Source organism: Patescibacteria group bacterium, assembly GCA_040387855.1.
Lineage (GTDB): Bacteria > Patescibacteriota > Minisyncoccia > Phycocordibacterales > JAKAEA01 > JAZKCY01.
Window position 1 is genome coordinate 868,501 of record JAZKCY010000001.1, and the last position, 20,413, is coordinate 888,913.

At 42.6% G+C, this 20,413-nt stretch carries 13 protein-coding genes and 2 rRNA genes; 5 read left to right on the forward strand and 10 right to left on the reverse strand.

Annotation, left to right across the window (positions count from 1 at the left end; translation table 11 throughout):
* Positions 1-48: 48 nt before the first annotated feature.
* The 4 genes from rrf to V4519_04790 form a co-directional block, all read right to left on the reverse strand.
* A 5S ribosomal RNA gene (gene rrf, locus V4519_04775) occupies positions 49-156 on the reverse strand.
* Positions 157-453: 297 nt separating this feature from the next.
* Positions 454-3,985 (reverse strand): 23S ribosomal RNA (locus tag V4519_04780).
* A 588-nt stretch (positions 3,986-4,573) separates the two neighbouring features.
* Entirely contained in the window at positions 4,574-5,422 is an 849-nt protein-coding gene (locus tag V4519_04785; protein MES2437293.1) for a hypothetical protein, read from the reverse strand.
* A gap of 215 nt (positions 5,423-5,637) precedes the next feature.
* Entirely contained in the window at positions 5,638-6,180 is a 543-nt protein-coding gene (locus tag V4519_04790; GenBank protein MES2437294.1) for a hypothetical protein, read from the reverse strand.
* A gap of 244 nt (positions 6,181-6,424) precedes the next feature.
* Here V4519_04790 and V4519_04795 point away from each other — a divergent pair, with 244 nt between their 5' ends.
* The gene (locus V4519_04795; protein ID MES2437295.1) at positions 6,425-6,892 is read left to right on the forward strand and encodes a hypothetical protein; all 468 of its coding nucleotides are present in this window, start codon (positions 6,425-6,427) and stop codon (positions 6,890-6,892) included.
* Positions 6,893-7,112: 220 nt separating this feature from the next.
* Positions 7,113-7,577: a hypothetical protein gene (locus V4519_04800; GenBank protein MES2437296.1), complete on the forward strand. Its 465-nt coding sequence runs from the start codon at positions 7,113-7,115 to the stop codon at positions 7,575-7,577.
* A 652-nt stretch (positions 7,578-8,229) separates the two neighbouring features.
* Here the strand turns inward: V4519_04800 and V4519_04805 are convergent.
* The 6 genes from V4519_04805 to V4519_04830 form a co-directional block, all read right to left on the reverse strand.
* Positions 8,230-8,859 carry a hypothetical protein gene (locus tag V4519_04805; protein ID MES2437297.1) on the reverse strand — a complete coding sequence of 210 codons (630 nt, stop codon included), beginning with the start codon at positions 8,857-8,859 and terminating at the stop codon, positions 8,230-8,232.
* Between the two features lie 144 nt (positions 8,860-9,003).
* Complete coding sequence (gene rplL / locus V4519_04810; GenBank protein MES2437298.1) at positions 9,004-9,411, reverse strand: 50S ribosomal protein L7/L12; 408 nt, start codon at positions 9,409-9,411, stop codon at positions 9,004-9,006.
* A 25-nt stretch (positions 9,412-9,436) separates the two neighbouring features.
* The gene (gene rplJ / locus V4519_04815) at positions 9,437-9,928 is read right to left on the reverse strand and encodes a 50S ribosomal protein L10 (protein MES2437299.1); all 492 of its coding nucleotides are present in this window, start codon (positions 9,926-9,928) and stop codon (positions 9,437-9,439) included.
* Positions 9,929-10,075: 147 nt separating this feature from the next.
* Complete coding sequence (locus tag V4519_04820) at positions 10,076-13,042, reverse strand: right-handed parallel beta-helix repeat-containing protein (GenBank protein ID MES2437300.1); 2,967 nt, start codon at positions 13,040-13,042, stop codon at positions 10,076-10,078.
* 219 nt (positions 13,043-13,261) lie between these two features.
* Complete coding sequence (locus V4519_04825; protein MES2437301.1) at positions 13,262-15,070, reverse strand: peptidoglycan-binding domain-containing protein; 1,809 nt, start codon at positions 15,068-15,070, stop codon at positions 13,262-13,264.
* Positions 15,071-15,659: 589 nt separating this feature from the next.
* On the reverse strand, positions 15,660-16,487 hold the full coding sequence (locus V4519_04830) for a DeoR family transcriptional regulator (GenBank protein ID MES2437302.1): 828 nt from the start codon (positions 16,485-16,487) through the stop codon (positions 15,660-15,662).
* A 173-nt stretch (positions 16,488-16,660) separates the two neighbouring features.
* On the opposite strand from V4519_04830, the gene V4519_04835 reads away from it, so the two are divergent.
* Genes V4519_04835 through recA form a run of 3 tightly spaced genes read left to right on the forward strand, consistent with a single transcriptional unit; the run spans position 16,661 to position 20,405 of the window.
* Positions 16,661-18,928 (forward strand): DNA translocase FtsK, encoded by a 2,268-nt coding sequence (locus V4519_04835; GenBank protein ID MES2437303.1) that lies wholly within the window; start codon positions 16,661-16,663, stop codon positions 18,926-18,928.
* A gap of 19 nt (positions 18,929-18,947) precedes the next feature.
* Positions 18,948-19,307, forward strand: a complete 360-nt coding sequence (locus V4519_04840) for a hypothetical protein (GenBank protein MES2437304.1) — start codon at positions 18,948-18,950, stop codon at positions 19,305-19,307.
* A 33-nt stretch (positions 19,308-19,340) separates the two neighbouring features.
* The gene (recA, locus tag V4519_04845; GenBank protein MES2437305.1) at positions 19,341-20,405 is read left to right on the forward strand and encodes a recombinase RecA; all 1,065 of its coding nucleotides are present in this window, start codon (positions 19,341-19,343) and stop codon (positions 20,403-20,405) included.
* Positions 20,406-20,413 lie beyond the last annotated feature (8 nt).

Consider the following 20,413-nt stretch of genomic DNA (forward strand, 5'->3'; position numbering starts at 1 on the left):
TCAACAAAAAACCACTTATAAAAAGTGGTTTTTTGATTAAATACTTCGTACCGGCGGCTAGCTACTTTCCCCCCAGAAGGGTATCATCGCCTCAACGGGGCTTAACTGCTGTGTTCGGAATGAGAACAGGTGTGGCCCCCGCGACAAACCACCAGAACGAAACATTCAATGTACTACTTTCAAATTTAATCAATTGAAAGCTCTAAAGTGGGCGCGGCTACCAGGAAGTGGGGGACCTGAACAACAAGCCGGCCACTTTATTACTGGAAGACCACGCTTCGCTCCGAAGAGCTAAAGAACATGATCCACTTTGGAACTTTCAATTACAAGAGCTTTTACAAACAACAATACTTACTGTTCATGGAACCCCTCGATTTCACTCGGGGTAAAAATTCCATGTAACAGGATAAAATCAAGATTTTGCAATTTAAATTGCGGTGCTTCATACATTTCCTAATAAGGATCGATTAATTAGTACATCTCGGCTCAACACATTACTGTGCGTACACCTAATGCCTATATACGTAATCATCTCTTACGAATCTCAAACGATTTCTAATCTTGGAGTATGCTTCCCGCTTAGATGCTTTCAGCGGTTATCATTTCCCGACATAGCTACTCTGCGATGCCCTTGGCAGGACAGCAGATAGACCAGAGGTCAGTTCAACTCGGTCCTCTCGTACTAGAGTCAAATCTCCTCAAAAATCAACGCCTGCAGCAGATAGGAGACCAACCTGTCTCACGCATATTTGTCACACATCACTGTGTGTATTGGACTATAGCTTCATCCCCTTTTTAAAGAAGGACTACTGACGATTAGTCTCTACGGGCTCTAGATTTCTCTAAATTCCCTCGGTATAGCCTTGATCATCAATCAAGATTCCACCGAAATTAGTCAGTTTGATTCATAAATATTTCTATTCATGACCGCCGTGATTAGTATACTTCTGTATACTGGTTAGTTTCATATCTTGCGAATAGGTTACTCACCTATTCGACTTTGTTAAACGAAAAAACACTTTAATGTTTTCTTCCTCTGTTGGGGTTCAGACGGTTCAAGAGACAACTCACGTTATCTACTGAACGGTCTGAACCCAGCTCGCGTATCTTTTTAAATGGCGAACAGCCATACCCTTGGAAGCTTCTCCACCTCCAGGATAAGATGAGCCGACATCGAGGTGCCGAACACTACCGTCGCTCTGGACGCTTAGGTAGTACCAGCCTGTTATCCCTAGAGTAGCTTTTATCCGATAATCTCCGGCCGCATCTAATGCGAACCGTCGGTTCACTTTGTCCCGCTTTCGCGCCTGTTCGACAAGTACGTCTTACAGTCAAGCAAGCTTATGCCAATACACTATCGCCACGGTTTCCATTCGCGGCTAGCTTACCTTAATGAACTCCTCCGTTACTTTTTAGGAGGATAGCGCCCCACTAAAACTGCCCACCAGATACTGTCTCTCATCGTTTTTGCCGTTGAGGTTAGAGTGTACATCTATAAAGAATGGTATTTCACTGACGACTCCACCATCCCCGAGAGGATAGCTTCAAAGTCTCCCATCTATGCTACGCAGTAACAACGTACACGCAATATCAAGTTGCAGTAAAGCTTCTAGGGTCTTTTCGTCTAGCTGCAGGTAACCGGCATCTTCACCGGTATTGTATTTTCACCGGGCGAGTCCCCGAGACAGTTGCTCAGTCATTACACCATTCGTGCGCGTCAGAACTTACCTGACAAGGAATTTCGCTCATCAATTCCTTTAACACTGATGGACTCTATCTTCATCTCTTCACTTTCGGAAAAGAGATGTGCGGCGTTGGTCTCTTAATAACCGCATATTGACTACACTCTCTATTGCTAGAGAGCAAGGTAGCTTTAGATGTAATAATTTAACTGTATTTACTCAAAAATTCCTTATAACAGTCCCAGTCGTTCAGGACTCTTCTTGCGAAAAGTCCTAAACCTTAGGACCGTTATAGTTACGGCCGACATTCACCAGGGCTTATATCAGTCAGCAATTAAATCTTGCGATCCAATCACCGCCAATATTTGACCTTCTGGCATTGGTCAGGTGTCACCCCCTATACATCCTCTTTCGAGTTCGCAGGGAGCTGTGTTTTTGGTAAACAGTTGCCAAGCATACTTTAGCTGCGGCCTACTTGCGTAGGCAAGCCTTATCCCGAAGTTACGGCTGCTTTTTTGCCGAGTTCCTTGGGGACCTCTCACCCGTTCGTCTTGGTCTACTCGACCTGATCACCTGTGTCGGTTTGCGGTACGGTTTTCATAGTGATAATTTTAGGGGTTTTTCTTGGGAGCGTGCTTTCAAGACTTAGCTTGGGTTGCCCCTTGCATCGTCGCTTCATTTCCAGTCGCCATTGAAGGCAGAGTTCCGGATTTACCTAGAACTCCCAGTTAAGACACGAACATCAATCCAATAAGATGATCTTGATACTACACCCCGTCCTCCCATCAAACACTATAAAAGTCATGGAATATTAACCATGTGTCCATCGGATGCGGCGTTTGCCATCTCCTTAGGCCCGACTAACCCTTCGCTGATTGTCATCGCGAAGGAAACCTTGATCTTTCGACGTGTATGGTTTTCACATACATTGTGGTTACTTGTGCCAACATTCTTACTTCGCAACGCTCCAGTATGGGTCACCCCTTTACCTTCATCGCTGATGCGAATACTCTCCTACCAGTATAACTATTCGAAAATAATTATAATCCTCAGTTTCGGTACTACGCTTAGCCCCGATTATCTTCGGTGCGGAAACTCTCGATGAGTGAGCTGTTACGCTTTCTTTAAAGGATGGCTGCTTCTAAGCCAACCTCCTCATTGTCTGAGAGTTTCCACTTCCTTGAGTGCACTTAGCGTAAATTTAGGGACCTTAAATAGAGATCCGGGCTGTTTCCCTTTTGACCAATGGAGCTTAGCCCCCACAGTCTAACTGCCATGTTCTTGATCTTTGGTATTCGGAGTTTGATAGGTCTCGCGAGATTTCTCCCTGTCGAGACCTTCCAGTGCTCTACCCCCAAAGGGAACACATGACGCTAGCCCAAAAGCTATTTCGGAGAGAACCAGCTATTACCAGGCTCGGTTAGCTTTTCACTTCTTACCACAAGTCATCCCAAGATGTTGAACGGTCTACGGGTTCGGGCCTCCATTGTTCTTTCGAACAACTTCACCCTGCTCATGGCAAGCTCGCTCTGGTTTCGGGTCTGATGCATACTACTTATTCGCGCTATTCACACTCGGTTTCCCTAGGACTCCAAGCTCTCGCTCTTAGTCATGCAGCATGCATCAACTCGTTGGCTCATTCTTCAATAGGCACGCCGTGACGGATGCTTGCGCACCCGCTCCGACTCCTTGTAGGCATATGGTTTCAGGTCTATTTCACTGTCCTCACCGGACTACTTTTCACCTTTCCCTCACGGTACTAGTTCACTATCGGTCTCTGAAAATATTTAGCCTTACCGGTTAGTTCCGGCAGATTCCTCCGAGCCATTCGTGTCTCGAAGTACTCAAGAATGACAACAAAAAAGATAATTCATTTTAACGTACGGGGCCATTACCCTCTAGGGCGCTGCTTTCCAACAGCTTGCGCTAATGAATCATTTTGTAACTTTTCTTGCTTAAAAAGCAACGTTATCACCTTACAACCCCCAGTCGTCAACTTAGAAGAGAATTGCTTCCCCACTAAGTTGAAGACTGAGTTTGGGCTTCTACGCTTTCGCTCGCCGCTACTTACGTAATACTTATTAGTTTCTTTTCCTCTAGGTACTGAAATGTTTTACTTCCCTAGGTATGCTCTAAATGCGTCAAGCGCATTAGTCTCAACTTATAGTTGAGGGGTTTCCCCATTCGGAAATCTTCGGATCGACTGTTGCCAGGCACATCCCCGAAGCTTATCGCAGCCATGCCACGTCCTTCATCGCTTTTCAGAGCCAAGGCATCCACCATATGCCCTTACATTCCCTATTAGGAAATGTAAGAACCACAATCTTGTTTTATCCTGTTACATGTAATCTTTCGATTTCAGTAACAAGTTTTAATGTATTGTTTACCTGTTTAATCACTATTGCCCTACAAGACAATAGTGAAGTTTTTGTTCTGATGATGTTCTTATCAAACATCACCAGAGCTCTTGCCTGTCCTCACCACCCGAAAAGACCCATATGCACTCCTGCACGTAAGTTCTTTAGTGATGGAACAGAATTAAATTTTCAAATGACTTATTCGGACTTATATTCTTAACAAAAAATCCGCTTTCGCGCGGATCGTAGATACACTCTATTGCTAGGGCTTATCTATATCCGATTAAGATTTCTTGTTAACAACATAATTTCAGTAGTGATGCCTATTATACACACCGAGAAAATAGAGTCAAGAGATTATTTAAAACAAATGAAACACCTATATAAATCAAGCTAAGATTAGTATTTAAAGACGAATGAAGCCGCACTGTTTGGTGCGGCTTCGTGCTCATTTTATTATTCGGTAGTAGCACACCGGGCGAATTTCTTCGCGAAAGATCAAATGTGACTCAGTTCAGGACCTCAGACGTCAGGTCAGCCCTTCGCCGACGGCCCAGCATGTCCGTCTTCGGGGGCGACCACACGGGTCGGGTCCGGGGACTCCCAGGCGTAGCTGTCGATGGGTTTCCCGTCGGTACCCGTGGGAACCCAGTCGGCCGGAGCGCGGAGGCCGTAGAGGCTGCTACCCAAGGCCTCGAGGTCGATCGGCTCATCACTTTCGTGCGTGACGTCGAGCAGCAACCCCTGACCGTCACCGACAGCGTCGGGATAGGGATCGTGGGTAATGCTCACGACCCTCAGGCTGGTCACTCGCATCCCGGTAACCGCGGAGTTGTCCGGGACCGGAATGGATACCCCAGCGAACCGCTGATCATCCTCGTCGCGCTTCGAGAAGGCCATGACGATGAGAAACCGCATGAGCGATCCTCCCGTCAAAATCTCCTCTTGGTACAGCGCATACGCCACGGCCATCAGGATGCCGATGATGCTCGGCAGTAGCGACACCAATGCTTCCCCGAGGACGATTGCGTAGATCCCGCTGACGAGTGCAAACGCCGAGCCAAGAAGCGCAAACCACCAGCAGATGAAGACTCCGACCTCGTCGTCCGACGTGCCGTTCTCGATCTCCGTAGCCACCGCCTTGATGATCTTCATCCAGACGATGATCACGAGGAACAGGAACAGCGAATCGAACCACCGCGAGAGGTTGATCACCGTCCCGGCCGAAACCAGGGAGAGATCAAACGACATGCGGTAGGCCTCGATCGGCACCTCCGACTGGTTGGCCCAGTACACCAGGCTCACGCTAAGCGCGAACAGCGCCCAGACAGAAGCCGGAAGCGACCAGAGGAACGACACGGTAGAAAAAAAGATTCGAGACATTGTAAACCGTCCTTGATTGAGAACTAATGGATACTAAACCGAACGATTCGGCCTATATCCACGCTGTGTATATATTACCATATTTTATACATAAAGTCAAATAAAAAAGACCCCACACAACTATGTCGTGCGGGGCCCTTGCATTTCGAGAACGGTGGAAAATGCTCACCGATAAAGATCAAATCTCATGACGCTACGCTACTATGCCCTGTCAATCAGGCCGGCCGCATGATCACGTGCATCGCGCGGCGCTTGAGGGCCTTCAAGAAAATCTTGGGCTTCATGACCGCAGCCCGGAGGCGCGGCATCTTGCAGTCCACGTAGTGGATGACCAAGCAGCAGACGCCGAGAATGATCAGTCCAATCCCCCCGAAGAACGCCATGCTCACGCCTTGGCCGGCGAGCGTCCCGAACCCCATGAAGAGGAAGGAGACCATGCCGATCCACACGTATACCTGGTCGTAGCTGAACGACTTGCCCCAGAGCATGCGGCGCCCGTAGGTGTCGTGGCCGGCGGCGTCCTTCTCCTTGCGGAGGGTCATGCCGTAGCAGAACGACCAGTGGCCGATGAACGCCATCAACCCGAGGGTAATGAGGTCCACGAACCGGGGGCCGTTGACCGCCTCCATGAAGAAGCGGCTCGGCCGGGCGTTGTTCCAGAGCCACGGCGTGCCGAAGGTCAGGATCACGAGCCCCCAGATGCTGGCGATCGCGAGCGTGACCAGGAGAGCGAACACGTAGGACTTGATGCGGAACATGGGAACCGTCCTTGAAATGAGAGCTGACGTGCATACGACCGGACTGTCCGGCAATAACACATCCTGGGTATATGATATCATATTTATACAAATTTGTCAAATATATTATTTGACTTTATTTATTTATATGATATAATACATACTAAGGAAAAGCGTTCGGTTACTCTCGGTCTCCGGGAGCGACGCTAATCCAAGACTCCTGTTACCTGCGAATTTCGCAGGAGGAGAAGGTATCGTGATTGGAATGATCCAGAGCACGCTTCGTCAGTTCGCCCTCACCAGCAACGATCCCAGCCTCGACCTCACCCAGAGGCGGCAGGGGTGGCAGCCCAGCTGGATGTGGGTGCGGATGGGTGACCTTGTGCAGGCGGTGAACAGCGCCCACCCCGAGCTCTCTCCCTTCGACCAGAAGATCTGGACCGGCAAGGAGCTCGGAAACACGTTTGCCGAGATCAACCGGATCCAGACCTTCTGGTTTGTCATGGAGGGCTACAAGGAGCCCCAGTACGAGAACATCGTCCGCGGCATCCCGCCCAGGAACATCCCGTTCGACCAGCTGGAGCTCTTCGTCCCCGCAGTCTGGGCCGAGCAGGTCTTCGCGATCACCCGCAAGGGCATCACGGCGATCCTGTGGATGAGCAACAAGCCCTACGGTCAACGCGGAACGAACATCGTCGCCATCGACGAGATTCTCAAGGCCGCCGCGGCCTAAAATAATGTACCCCGACAATTCACCGGGAATGTGAATTAAGAACCCCGAGCCCCGGAGCCTGCGAAAGCACGCCCCGGGGTTCACTATTTTATACAAACCCATAGTTTGACTTTCTGTATTTTTATGATATAATTAGCACAGACATACAAAGGGTTCGAGTAGTGGTGATCCACACGTGTGGTCCCTATTTTAATCCAATGTATACCTGGGAGATCCTGATATGTTGAACACTTTAATGAGCCGTGCGGCAGCGTACATCAACACGATGCCCGAAGGCTCCAGCACGCGCAACCGTGCGTCGGCAGCGTTCGCACTGGCACAAGCGATCGCACTCTCCATGGCTCAACGCGAGCCGCGGGAGTCGAAGTTCGTGATGTTCACGAACCAGCAGCTCCAGCGCGCGTTCGATGTCCTCCGGCACTACAACGTGGAGACAGTCACCGACCACGAGTGCCTGGAGCCGGCGATCAAGATGTTGGCCTGGGCATTCATCCAGACCGCCAACGGCTTCGGTGAGAACATCGAGCGCGACATCAAGCTCGTGTTCATCGAAGGTGATCACTACAACGTCATCCACGAGGACACGCTCCACCGCGCGTTGACCTGCATCCGTGAAGGAGCAAAGTCGATCGTAGCCGGAATCCCGGAGCTGGCCGGTGTGATGCACCCCGAATCCACAGTCTGAAAGTACATGCCCATCTTCGCAGGCATATAGAAAAGCGAACAACCGAGCCCCGACACCAGAGACTTACATCTGGTGCCGGGGCTCTTACGTTTTAGTAATCTACAAAATTTTATATAAAAAATGGTCAGGTCTCCCGGAGGAAACCTGACCATGTCTCACATGGCCTTCGGCCAGTTGGGACAACTCAACTTGTACATTCTCTTCTCCACTGCATCAATGTGATGCCAGTAGCACTTGAGGCATACTGGACATTGCTTGATGATACAGCCAGAATCGGCTGTCCTATCCCCGCTTCGAGGAGGACAACACGTGGAGTAGCCTACTACATCTTCAAATCGTCCGAGACTGTCTGTCAGCACGAAGCTACATCCCCGCTTAGCGCAGCGGTACTCACCGTGCGCAATCCGAGGACTCCACTGCACGCCCCACGAATCGTCGGTTGGCTTTGGAGCAGCACCCGAGCTCGTCATCTCAATCACCACCGGTACTAGCACTTGAAGTACCGCGGTTCCCACAATCTTTTCCATACGAATCCTTTCGTATGAATGCCTGAGGTTTAAGAACAGAAGTCCCGCCGACACATGCCGGCGGGATTGCCCGTTGGATATAATAGAATAAATACTAGTTTTGTCAACGGATATCTCGTCGGGATTTATCGGGCAGCAACGTTAATCTTATCCAGAATAATTTCGTGTTCATAATCAAGAATATCCCGAACAAGCTTATCGTAGACGCCTAATCGATACTGAAAATCTGCAGTTTCAAAAGAGGCATAACGAATTTCTTTTCCAAGCTCAGATTCTAGAGTTCGAACTACATTTTCAAGTGTTCCCTTTCGTAAATTATCTCCAACAACGAGGAGATCAACACGCGAATCCCAATTTTGTATAAAAAATCCAGAAATAATAACAAGCTTAAGTTTACCAACACGAGCAAGCTTTCGTAATAACTCCTGGTTGCGCTGTTCACTAACATGCACCAAAAGATTCTTTAGTGGGTCTAAATATTCAAATGTGTAATCAAGCGTCCAGCCCATTACTCGATGGCGTTCTATTTTTTTATTTTTTCCTCGGCCAACTTCTACATCTCTAAAAAAGCTTTTCTTTTTAAGCATGCCCATTTTTTCAAGCAATGAGAGTTCTTGTCGTGCCGCTGTTGGAGTTACTTTTGATCGTTCAATAACATGATCTATGTCATAGCTTTCTTCATTGTTAAACAAGAAAAGTCGCATGATTTTTACCTTTGCTGCTGAACCAAATAGTTTTTCGAGAATGTCGAGCATGTATGAAATCGGTTATGATTACTGGCTAGTATAGCATTCTCTTGGGTTCTGGAAAATTGACGATATTTCTATGTATTGCCTGATATATATAACAAAAGCTCCCACATCATAATGTGAGAGCTTTTGTGTTAGAAAATCTAGAAATTATTTCAATTCTACCTTTCCTCCAGCTGCTTCGATGTCTTTCTTCATCTTTTCAGCATCTTCCTTCTTTACTCCTTCCTTAAGGTTAGCAGGTGCTGATTCTACAAGAGTCTTTGCTTCTGCAAGACCGAGTGAAAGTGCTTCCTTAACTACCTTGATAACTGCAACCTTTGCTGCTCCGAAATCTTTAAGGTGAACGGTAAATGCTGACTTTTCTTCTGCAGGCGCTGCTGCTGCACCTCCCGCTGGAGCTGCTGCTACTGCTGCTGCTGAAACTCCGAATCGCTTTTCTAATACTTTAACAAGGTCATTGAGTTCGAGAACTGACATTTTCTCAATCTTCTCAACCATATCCTTGAACTGAGCTGGCACTTCTGCCGGAGCTGCATTCTGTACTTCTTCTGACATAATGTTGAAATTTAATTAGTAATTATTATGCTGACTTTCCTTGTGCAATCTGATCCAATGCGATAACTACACGCTGGATTGGAGAATTGATAAGGTTAACGAACATTCCATAGAGAGTTTCTCGAGGAGGAATAGCTGCAAGAGCAGTCATTTCATCCTTGGTCATGTACTTCCCTTCGAATACTCCTCCGAGGATAGAAAGTTTGCCATCAAACTTTTTCTCGAATGTATACACTTCTCGTGCAGGTGCGAGGAGATCGTCTCCATATGCAAGTGCAAGCTCTCCATCAAGTTCAGGCATTTCACCTGTTACTCCCTTTTCTGTGAAAGCTTTCTTTGCGAGAGTCTTCTTAGCAACAGTATATTTTACTCCTGCTTTTCGAAGCTGCTGACGCATAGCTGTTGAATCACCTACGGTCAAACCATGAAAGTTTACAAACACGACACTTTTAGCATCGTTTGCAACTTCTGATACTTTCTCTAATACTTCCTTCTTTTTGCTTTTTGGTAATGGCATGAGGTTTTAAAAACCTAAAAAATAAAATCGACCATCGGGCCGAATAGAGTGAATATATACATCGCTGTATATATTCGTACCTCGAGAGGTCTTGTGTAGGATTTCTCCCTACTGCCTCTTGTCTTTAGCCGATGTCGATATAATACACTATTTTAGAAAGTTGTAAAGTAGTCTTTCTAGCTTAATAAACTGTCCCTTATTTGGATGTTGTACAAGCTTTTCTAAGACTTTTTTAAGCTGTGTTGATTGTCCTGACTGAAGCTGAATATCCACAATACCATCGTTATCAAAGTCTATTGGTAACTTTTTATCTTGCACTAAATTTCCAAGCTGAACATTGCTTACCATATCAGGAACAACTGGAATATCTTTATGTTCATGATGAGAAACAACTGCATTATTAATTACATGATCAACAATTATTGTTGCAGTACCAAAATCTGTGCCTTTAAAAGTAAGTTCTAGATTAGGATTATAAGGAATACTCACATACTTCCCTTCTCCATATTCCTGGTATGCGCCTTGTGGAATATTTTCATCTATAAACTTAACAGAAGAATTAGATACAGATGATGTTGAAATACCTAGATGATTTCCCAAAGTATCATACACATCTATGCTTACGGGCGAATGAATACTAATTCGAATCTGATTTTGATCAGTCTCAAGCGTTGAAGTTGAAAAGTAACGAGAGATTATCTTTTTATCAGTAATTATATTATTTATAAGATCTTGAACTGGAGAAGCTTCAAGTATATTTGCATGCGATGTATGCGTGGCACCAGAATTATGATACAGCGGGAAGTTGAAATAATAGGTCGGCTGATCGAGCATTGCTGCAGCACTTAGAGCAATAACGGTACCGTCTCCATCTCGAGAGTATGTAGGATTATGAATTAAATAATCTTTGTCTCCACAAATAATATTGCATGCCTGAGTACGCTCAATGGAATATTTAACTCCCGCTAACGTATCAAGACCAGTACCAACAACTTGATGAACAGTAATTCCCTGTGGTGGGAGCCATTCATCTTGTCTTTCGTGAGTTACTTCTGAACGAATAAGCAATGTCGGATTAGCAATATTTGGAGTTAAAAAATCATTTACTCCAGGGTCTTTCCGATCTTTTCGAAATGCTAGCAAAAATTCTCTAAATGTTGATGCATCATTAATTTCTGTTCCATATACAGACAAACTTGTACCCGAAGCTATTTGAACAACTGGAATAGTACTACGTTCTAAATATACTTTTGAGGGCAAAAGATTATAAGCGCTTGGCATATTTTCAGCTAACAGGCGTGAACCTTTTTTGCTCATAATGAATCCTTGTAGATATACCTGCTCATCACTATGGAGTAGCGATGCTAAAGCTTTAGGTGTACCAAGTTGAGGAACAGCAACAAATATTACATCGTCAAGCAAATATTCAAGATTTTCTTTCCTGATCTCATCAATTAGTGCTTTGGATAGTAATCCCCCATTGCTGTGTGCGACTATAGTCACTTTTTTAGATTTAGATGATTCTGCTAAAGATTTAAATAGAGCTATAAGATTATAGCTGGCTCCATTTTCTAATTTTATATCTTTGGAAATAATGTCGGTATAGTCTAATCGCCAATCGTATGGAGCTGCTTTCCATTGATTAATGAGCTTTTTATCCACCAGGTCATCCATAGCTTTCATAAAACTTTTGTATATTGTAGGACGATGAAATGGAATTATATTTATTTCATCCACAATATCTTTGGTATAAATATTTTCGTAGATACTTTTTCCATCTTCATTTAGCAATAAATCAAATATATCAGTATCGATGTTTGGTTCCCACAACTGATCTCCGTTTGTCAAAACTCTTGGTTTGTAGAGTCTACTAGCTTGAAGTCCCGGTAAAAACAAAACATTAGAGCAACATATATCTTTTTTTTCTGGATCTTCCAATAACCATGGAGTAAACAGCACATTCGCAGGTTCAGGGTTTGGGCCTGTTGAATCTCCCCACCAATTATTTCGAGCATCAAATGCATGCTCAGTGGTACTTAAAATACTATCTTCATGATTATCTTTTATTGAACTATGTGAAATAGAGCCACCAACTACACCATGTAGTTCTATTCCCCTTTTATTATTTTGAAAGATACTTGAAGTAACAGTGATATGAGCACCGTTGAAGCTCATTAAGCCACTCTCTTGAGCATCTTGAATGGTACTTGAAGCTATAATCATATTTGTTTGACTATATGCTAGAACTGCATTTTGGAGGCTTCCAGTTATCGTTGAATTTAAAAGTGTAGCCTTAGTAAGATTAAAATTACTGCTATTAAATGCAGCAAGTGCAGAACCCATTCCATGATATGAAATCGTGGAATCAGAAATCTTTACGATGCTATTATTAAACACATTAATTCCATCTTTAAGACTATCTTCTTCCCCAACATCAACTATACAGGCAATACAATTTAATTCACTTGAATTATAGAGAGTAATTCCTCCGTCTGAATGCTGAATTGTCGTCGAGGCAATGTCTACACTGCTGTGATTGAAAGCTGTTAAGCCATACGTAGGAATATTCTCTATACTCGAATTTATTAGATGCACACGTGAGTTATCAGCTTGAATACCCTTTCTACTATCACTCATAAGCATGTTTTGTATTGTCAGCTGGGTATCTTTTGCTGAAATGCCGTTGTTTATATATCGAACTACTATATTTTTAAGGATTGACGGTTGTGATGAACGAAAAAAAATACCACCTATATCATCTTGTGATGGCAGTGAATTATTAAGATCTTCATTTGTATCACCACCAATATCATTATTAAACGAAGTGACGATAATCTTGTCATTTTCATTTCCTAGTAAATAAAGGCTTCCTTCCATATCTAAACTACCATTATCAAATTTTATGATAACTCCAGGTTGTACAGTAATAATCACATCTTTTGGAACATAGACATCTCCTTGGATAACATACGGGCTATTATCCTTAGTCCATTCCATACTCTGCGTAACTCGTGAGTCTATATATGTGGTTGCTGATACTGATACAGGTGCAATTAAAATACATGAACCAGTAAGAATAAAAAATAAAGAAATTTTAGAAATGAAATATCGCATGGGTATATAACACCATGCGATAGATCAAATTTTCTTAAAGATACTATGAATTACTTATTTACCATCAAGAGGATAAGAAAGCTTACACATAATACAGTAAGAAATCCCGTGAGGAATTTAAAAAAATCTTTATCGAACATGAAATTATAATAACACAAAACCCCGCCTTTCGGCGGGGTTTTGTTAACTAATCCAGATCCTTTAGCTTGCGCTAAGAGATTATTTTACGAATGTAACTGGATTTGTCTTGAAGTCGTTCAATCCCCATGTCTGTGTAACGGTTACTCCGTTTACAACAGCCTGAGCCTGAGTCAACTGAACCACTTCACTTGTAAGTGATCCGTTTCCAAGACCTGTAAGATCTGCAGTACTTACGTTGAATACAACTGTAACTGTGTATTCTGATCCTTCAGCAAGTACTGATGGGTTTCCAGAAACTGTTACACTGTCAGCTGATCCTAGACTTACTGCACTTGATGATGAAGCAACAGTTGCTGTAAAGTCTGAAGCGACAGGAAGTGTCATAGAACCTCCAACTGGCTTAGCCTTTAGGTTGAATGTTGCTGTGATACCTGTTGATGATGCAGTATTTCCTCCAGATAGCACTGCTGCTGTTGCTGAAGATGATGACCATCCTGGTGTTGCTGAGTAGAAGTACTGATTGTTTCCAGCAATTGTTGCTGAAGCTGTAGCAGTTGAACCATTTGGTTTATCGTAGCTTACAGAGTTAACTGTTGTACTTGCGATTGTTCCGTTGGTTGTTCCTGTTGGGAAATCAGCCTTAACTGTGAACACCTTTGTTGCGTCCTTTGCTACATTAACTGAAGAGTTACTGAAGCTAAAGGTTGTTGTTGTTGCATTTGTTCGTGAGTCAACAAGTGTTGATCCATCGTACAAGTACAATGTTGCTGCTGTAGTTGCTGATGATGAACTTGTTAGAGTTACACCAGTTACCTTAGCATCTCCGTCAACTGCTCGAACTCCGAAAGTTGCAAGGGTTACTCCTTGTGCTCCTGAAGTTGAAGTTACTCGGTGTGTCTGTGAGAAAGGATTACTTGCATCGGCCTGTAGGGTCAATGTAGCTGCTCCTGGCTTCTTGAATGTGTGTGTTCGTGTAACTGTGTCGATATTGTAGTATGATACTACGTTATTTCCACTTGATACTCGGAGTGAGTTTGATCCGTAACCTGAAACTACAACTGTTCGGTCGTTGTCAATTCCAGCGTTTGTGTTCACTGAGAATACAAGGTTCTTCATACCATCCTTTGGAACTGTAAGACCAATGTCAGACAATCGAATGTAGTATACATTTGATGAGTCCTTGATAAAGTCAGATGAACCAACTGTCCATGACTTGAGAAGGGTTGATCCGTCCCATGCCTTGATAGTGTTCACGAAGTTTCCTGGGTTTTCGTAAGAAGTTGTTGTTGTGTTGTAAACAGATACTTCAAGGTCTGCTCGGTCGATCTTAACTGCTCCTAGCTTTGCTCGGAGGTCAAGTCCGTATACCTGAACATCAGTACTTGACTGAATGTTTGCATTGTTTGAAGGTGTTGCTGCCTGATTCACTTCAAGAGTTCCTTCTGTTCCAGGAGTTGATGTTGTTCCTCCTGTTGAGCAGAGTGCTCCTGTCATTGAATTGTAGATAGCTCCTGTTGCGCATCCAGGTGTAGGTGTTGTTGTTCCTCCAGTTGATCCTGTTCCCATTGTAGCAATGTATGCTCGTGTAATAGGTCCAAAGTATCCTGCTGCTGGTGAAATGTTAACACTTGCCTGCCATGCTGCCAAAGCTGCCTTTGTAAGAGATCCGAAGTAACCTGTTGGGGCTACTGAAAGATATCCCTTAGTTGAAAGGATTGTTTGTAATTCTGTAACATCAGCTCCTCGTGAACCTACTGTAAGGTTTCGTGCGAATGATGTTGTTGTCTGAGCGTTAGCTGAGACAGTAGTAAGACCTACTACAAGGGTGAGTACCATTGCTACGCTCAAGAGCGCTGCAACAATCTTCTGTGATGATTTGATAGACATAATAAATAAGTTATATATAACTGTCACATTTTTCTCCCTCTTTATTATTAATATATATAGAATGAGAGAAAAACATGTTTTTGACTTTTTGTGTTCTTTCTTTAAAGAACATCGACTTTCTTTTAAAGATCGAACGTTTTACTACAACAACTGAAGCCTAACAATTGTCGCAGCATCTACACTATTTTTTTGTCTTTTGTTTGATCGACTCAAGACAAAAAAGTAGGTTTTGTGAGTAAGTCTGAATTTCTATCGTTAGCAACAGTAGAGGGAAAAGTAATTCGGAAGTGCACACTCTCTATTCAATTTTCAATGTTCTTATTCGTTCAAACCCGATCGATTTCAGTATGCATCGTAGTATAGCATAAACAGCTTCATGCTCAACAACGATGTGAGGACCTGGTTTGTGGATAACTAGCCTAATTTCGAATTTTATATCGATAATCCTGGCAGCATCCAGTTGGCGTATAATTACATACTGATCAACTAAAGTCAATAAATATATAGCTATAATTCCCAGTCCTACATTTACTACGACGAACGAAGAGATTAGTAACTTACGCTAAGAATTTTTACTTGATTACTTACATTATTGAGGTAATGAATATGTGCTCCAACGTCTCTCACCCTCTTTTTTAATAAGACCTTCTTCAACCAGAGTCAGCAGTTCTCGTTGGATAGTTTTTTCACTATAATCTTTTACTACCGCAAGGAAGTCTTTAATACTGAGATTGTTTTGCTGTCGTAGCAGCGCAAGAATTGCCTCTCTACGCTCACTTTTTTTTACGGGGGAATTATCCTGAGATTCTACAGTGTGCTGAGATCGCTGTTGAACAGTTACATCTGGCCTACTTACTTTTTTATCATAAGTGGGCACTACTGATTCTCGCACTCCTGTATTTCGATTACTTCCAAACCCTTGGCTAGCAGCTACAGCAGCTTGATGATGCTTCATCTGTAAATCGATATCTGCAAATAGAGTTGTATCAATAACCATCTTTGAAGCATATCGAGATGAAACTTTTGAAATGAGATCTTTCACTTTTGAAATTTCTCGTTGGAGGACATTCGAATTCATTTCTGAAACTATCCCCGACCAATATGCCATTGAAAGATATGATCCCAACTCAAGGACATGGGCAGAGAGAATTTGAAGCAAATGCTGCTCTGACTTTAACGAAGCAATAAAAGACACGGAATCGTTCAAGCATTTTAAACAACTTTCCCTCAAAGACAATTTCATTATTTCAGTGTCAGGCAACTCATTAGTCACAAGGAAAAGAGCAGCTACAACATTCTCCACTCTTCTATAGAGAATATAGATATCATAATCACCTTTAAAGGCAATTGGATCATATACGAGTCCCATTGATTGATTGTCCTTTTGGTAATTATTGTCCTTTTTGAATTCTGACATATCTTGTCTTTTAGCATGTCCTTTATATAAGACATGTATTTTTGTCCATTATATATGGGACAGTGTCTTTGTCAAAAAATCCTTGGTTAGAGCGCTTATTTTTTATGACTTATATGATATTTTTCCCATGTCTATGCTAAAATAGACACATACTTATTGAAATTCCTTTTAAGATGGCTAAGAAAAATAATAAAAAGAAAAACAAAGAGAAACTAGAAGAAGTTGAGATTGTAGAGCGAAGTTATTTAAAAGAAGAAACAGTACGATTTATTTATGCAATAATCTTTTTTATTGCGGCTATAGTTCTTGTCTTTTCATCACTTCATCAGGCAGGTATTGTAGGTGAACAATTATACGGAGGACTTAGTTATTTATTAGGTATTGGATATTTCTTATTACCACTCCTTTTATCGGTGCTTGGAATAATCTTCCTAAAGTCTATTAAACAGAATATTGCATGGCCAAAGATTATAGGATCTTTTCTATTCTTATTCTCTGCATTAGGAATTATAAGTACCGTAATGAAAGATCTAGAAGGATTAGGCAGAGGTGGGCTTCTTGGTAATCTTATTTCTAATCCCCTGGTCTCCCTTTTTGATATAACCGTTACACTTGTAATATTAGGTGGCTTCTTAATCATCTCTGCTATCATTATTTTTGATACACACCTAACATTTAATAGCATTGCATTTTGGAGAAGGAAGCCTACTGAAGATGGAGCTGAATTTGAAGAAGATATAGAGATTGATGATGGAACTCCGGTACTTATTGAGGAGAAAAAACATGAACCTATTCCTGCTCCCGTTGTTGCTCGTTCTGAAGAAGAACTTGATAAGCCAAAGGGTCTCAAAAAAGTTCTTGGATTTGAAAAAGAAACAAAACCAAAAGATGCAGACTTCGCTATTGATGTAAGCAAATTTTTTGGTAAGCCATACAATCCCCCTCCAATTTCACTTTTGGAACAAGATAAAGGAAAGCCTGTTGTTGGAGACGTAAAAGCAAATGCAAATATTATTAAGCGTACTCTTCAAAATTTTGGCATTAATGTTGAAATGGATGAAGTTTCTATCGGACCATCAGTAACTCGATATGCGTTAAAACCAGCTGAAGGTGTGAAGCTTTCAAAAATTGTTGGCCTACAAAATGATCTATCGCTAGCACTTGCAGCTCACCCTCTCCGTATCGAAGCACCTATTCCTGGTAAGTCACTCGTAGGTATCGAAATTCCAAACACAACAAAAACAATGGTTGGTCTCGGAACACTCTTTATGAATGATGAGTTTAAAAACTCAGACAAACCACTTCTTGTTGGACTCGGTAAAGGAATTTCTGGAAAGGCACATTTTGCAAACATTGCAAAAGCTCCTCACCTCCTTATTGCCGGTGCAACAGGATCTGGTAAATCAGTTACTGTTCATACAATAGTAACTTCCCTCTTATATAGAAACTCTCCAGTAAACCTTAAGTTTATTATGATCGACCCAAAACGAGTCGAACTTACCCAGTATAATAATATTCCCCATCTTCTAACTCCGGTTATAACTGAAGCAAAAAAGTCTATCTTGGCATTGAAGTGGGCAGGAAAAGAAATGGATCGACGATACGACATCCTTCAGGAACATAAAGTCCGAGATATTGATTCATATCATAAAAACATCCTCACTCCAGCTTTAAAGAAACTTGAGAAAGCAGGACCAAAGATTGAAGGTGAGGAGGCGGCAAAAATTCCTGAGGCAATGCCTTATATTGTGATTATCATCGACGAGTTGGCAGATCTTATGCAAGCATTCCCTCGAGAATTAGAATCAGCCATTGTTCGCCTTGCTCAAATGAGTCGAGCTGTTGGTATTCATCTTATTCTTTCAACACAACGACCATCGGTAAACGTTATTACAGGTCTTATTAAAGCAAACGTTCCTTCCCGACTTGCTCTTCAAGTGTCTTCACAAATAGACTCTCGAACTATCCTTGATGCTGCAGGAGCTGAAAAATTGCTTGGTGCCGGAGATATGCTCTTCCAATCTGCAGATATGTCCAAACCTCAACGTATTCAATCTGCCTTTATATCAGAAACAGAAATGAAAGCTGTCGTAAAGTATCTTATCGATAATTATGCAGATGAGCTACCAAATGAAATTAACCTTACTGAAGGTGCTGGTGAAAAGAACTCAATATTTGAATCATCATTTGATGACAATGATGGAGGTGACGACGATGACCTGTATGAGCAAGCTCGCGAGATTGTAATAAGCGCTGGTAAAGCCTCAACATCATATCTCCAAAGAAAACTAAGTATTGGATATGCTCGCGCAGCACGACTCATAGATATGCTTGAAGAGCGCGGAGTTATCGGCCCTGGATCAGGATCAAAACCACGAGAAGTTATGGGAGCAGGTGCAGTAGCAAACTCTGACTCATCTGGCGATGAATCAGGCCAATAATAAATAAAGGTATATAATTATGTATCATCAAGACGGCAAAGTACTCATAAAAATAATTGTAATCATTCTTATTATTGTTGGTATTGGAGGATATTCTCTCTATCAAGCAAAAAATCTTATCTCTGGACCGAAAATTAGTCTTGCATGGCCTCAAAATGGAGCTACACTTGATAATCCTGCCGTAGCTATTAAAGGTATGGCAAAGAATATTGCATACATTAGTCTTAATGACCGGCAGATCTTTGTCGATAAAGATGGAAATTTTAATGAGGAATTATTACTCGCTCCAGGGTATAATATATGGAAGCTTGAAGCGAAAGATAAGTTTGGTAGGAACGTCGTCAAGAAGATAGAATTGGTCTTGAACAAAGCTTTATAGAAATTTTATTAACGCCGGGTAAGATACGAATATATGGCAAAAAAAGATAAAAAAGAACCGAAGTCTGGAAATGCAGGTATTGATGCAGCGTTAGCAGAAATAAAAACAAAGTTCGGTGATGAAGCAATCATGAAACTTGGAGATAAACCCAAGGTTGATGTGGATGCAATCCCCACAGGATCTATAGGTCTTGATGCAGCGCTTGGTGTAGGTGGTCTTCCTCGAGGACGAATTATTGAAGTCTTTGGACCAGAATCATCTGGTAAGACTACCCTTGCCTTACACGTAATTGCTGAAGCACAAAAGAAAGGAGGTATTTGTGCTTACATCGATGCAGAACATGCAATGGATCCTGCCTATGCTCAAAAGCTTGGTGTAAACATTAACGAGCTTCTTATCTCTCAACCTGATACAGGAGAACAAGGTCTTGAAATCACAGAAAGTCTCGTACGATCTGGAAAAATCGACATTGTAGTTGTCGACTCTGTTGCTGCCCTTACTCCTAAAGATGAAATTGAAGGAGATATGGGTGCTCAGCACATGGGTAAACAAGCTCGATTGATGTCACAAGCTCTTCGAAAGCTTACTGGTATCGTGGCAAAATCAAAGACCATGGTGATCTTTATCAACCAAATCCGAATGCAAATTGGTGTGATGTTTGGTAACCCAGAAACAACTCCTGGAGGAAAGGCCCTCAAGTTCTATGCATCCGTACGTATCGATATCCGACGAATTGCTCAGATTAAGAAAGGTGAAGAAATTGTAGGAGGCCGAGTACGAGTTAAAGTCGTTAAGAATAAAGTTGCTGCTCCATTTAGACAAACAGAATTTGATTTGATTTATAACGAAGGAATTTCACAAGAAGGTGAAATGATTGCTCTTGGAGAAAAGATGGGCATCATTCAAAAGTCAGGTACTTCATATGCCTATGGCGATGTAAAACTCGGCCGAGGATATGATGCTACTCGAACATATCTCAAAGAGAATAAGGAGTTGAAAGATGAAATCTTAGGGTTAATCCGAGACAATCTCAAAAACGATGATGTTCTTATGATTAAGGGCGCACCCGAAGATTCATCAACAGATGATGCAGAATAAATTCTTAT

What these genes read in the sequence shown, in the direction of transcription:
- V4519_04785 (MES2437293.1), bottom strand. Translation starts at nt 5,422, where the DNA reads ATGTCTCGAATCTTTTTTTCTACCGTGTCGTTCCTCTGGTCGCTTCCG.
- V4519_04790 (MES2437294.1), bottom strand. Translation starts at nt 6,180, where the DNA reads ATGTTCCGCATCAAGTCCTACGTGTTCGCTCTCCTGGTCACGCTCGCG.
- V4519_04795 (MES2437295.1), top strand. Translation starts at nt 6,425, where the DNA reads ATGATCCAGAGCACGCTTCGTCAGTTCGCCCTCACCAGCAACGATCCC.
- V4519_04800 (MES2437296.1), top strand. Translation starts at nt 7,113, where the DNA reads ATGTTGAACACTTTAATGAGCCGTGCGGCAGCGTACATCAACACGATG.
- V4519_04805 (MES2437297.1), bottom strand. Translation starts at nt 8,859, where the DNA reads ATGCTCGACATTCTCGAAAAACTATTTGGTTCAGCAGCAAAGGTAAAA.
- rplL (MES2437298.1), bottom strand. Translation starts at nt 9,411, where the DNA reads ATGTCAGAAGAAGTACAGAATGCAGCTCCGGCAGAAGTGCCAGCTCAG.
- rplJ (MES2437299.1), bottom strand. Translation starts at nt 9,928, where the DNA reads ATGCCATTACCAAAAAGCAAAAAGAAGGAAGTATTAGAGAAAGTATCA.
- V4519_04820 (MES2437300.1), bottom strand. Translation starts at nt 13,042, where the DNA reads ATGCGATATTTCATTTCTAAAATTTCTTTATTTTTTATTCTTACTGGT.
- V4519_04825 (MES2437301.1), bottom strand. Translation starts at nt 15,070, where the DNA reads ATGTCTATCAAATCATCACAGAAGATTGTTGCAGCGCTCTTGAGCGTA.
- V4519_04830 (MES2437302.1), bottom strand. Translation starts at nt 16,487, where the DNA reads ATGTCAGAATTCAAAAAGGACAATAATTACCAAAAGGACAATCAATCA.
- V4519_04835 (MES2437303.1), top strand. Translation starts at nt 16,661, where the DNA reads ATGGCTAAGAAAAATAATAAAAAGAAAAACAAAGAGAAACTAGAAGAA.
- V4519_04840 (MES2437304.1), top strand. Translation starts at nt 18,948, where the DNA reads ATGTATCATCAAGACGGCAAAGTACTCATAAAAATAATTGTAATCATT.
- recA (MES2437305.1), top strand. Translation starts at nt 19,341, where the DNA reads ATGGCAAAAAAAGATAAAAAAGAACCGAAGTCTGGAAATGCAGGTATT.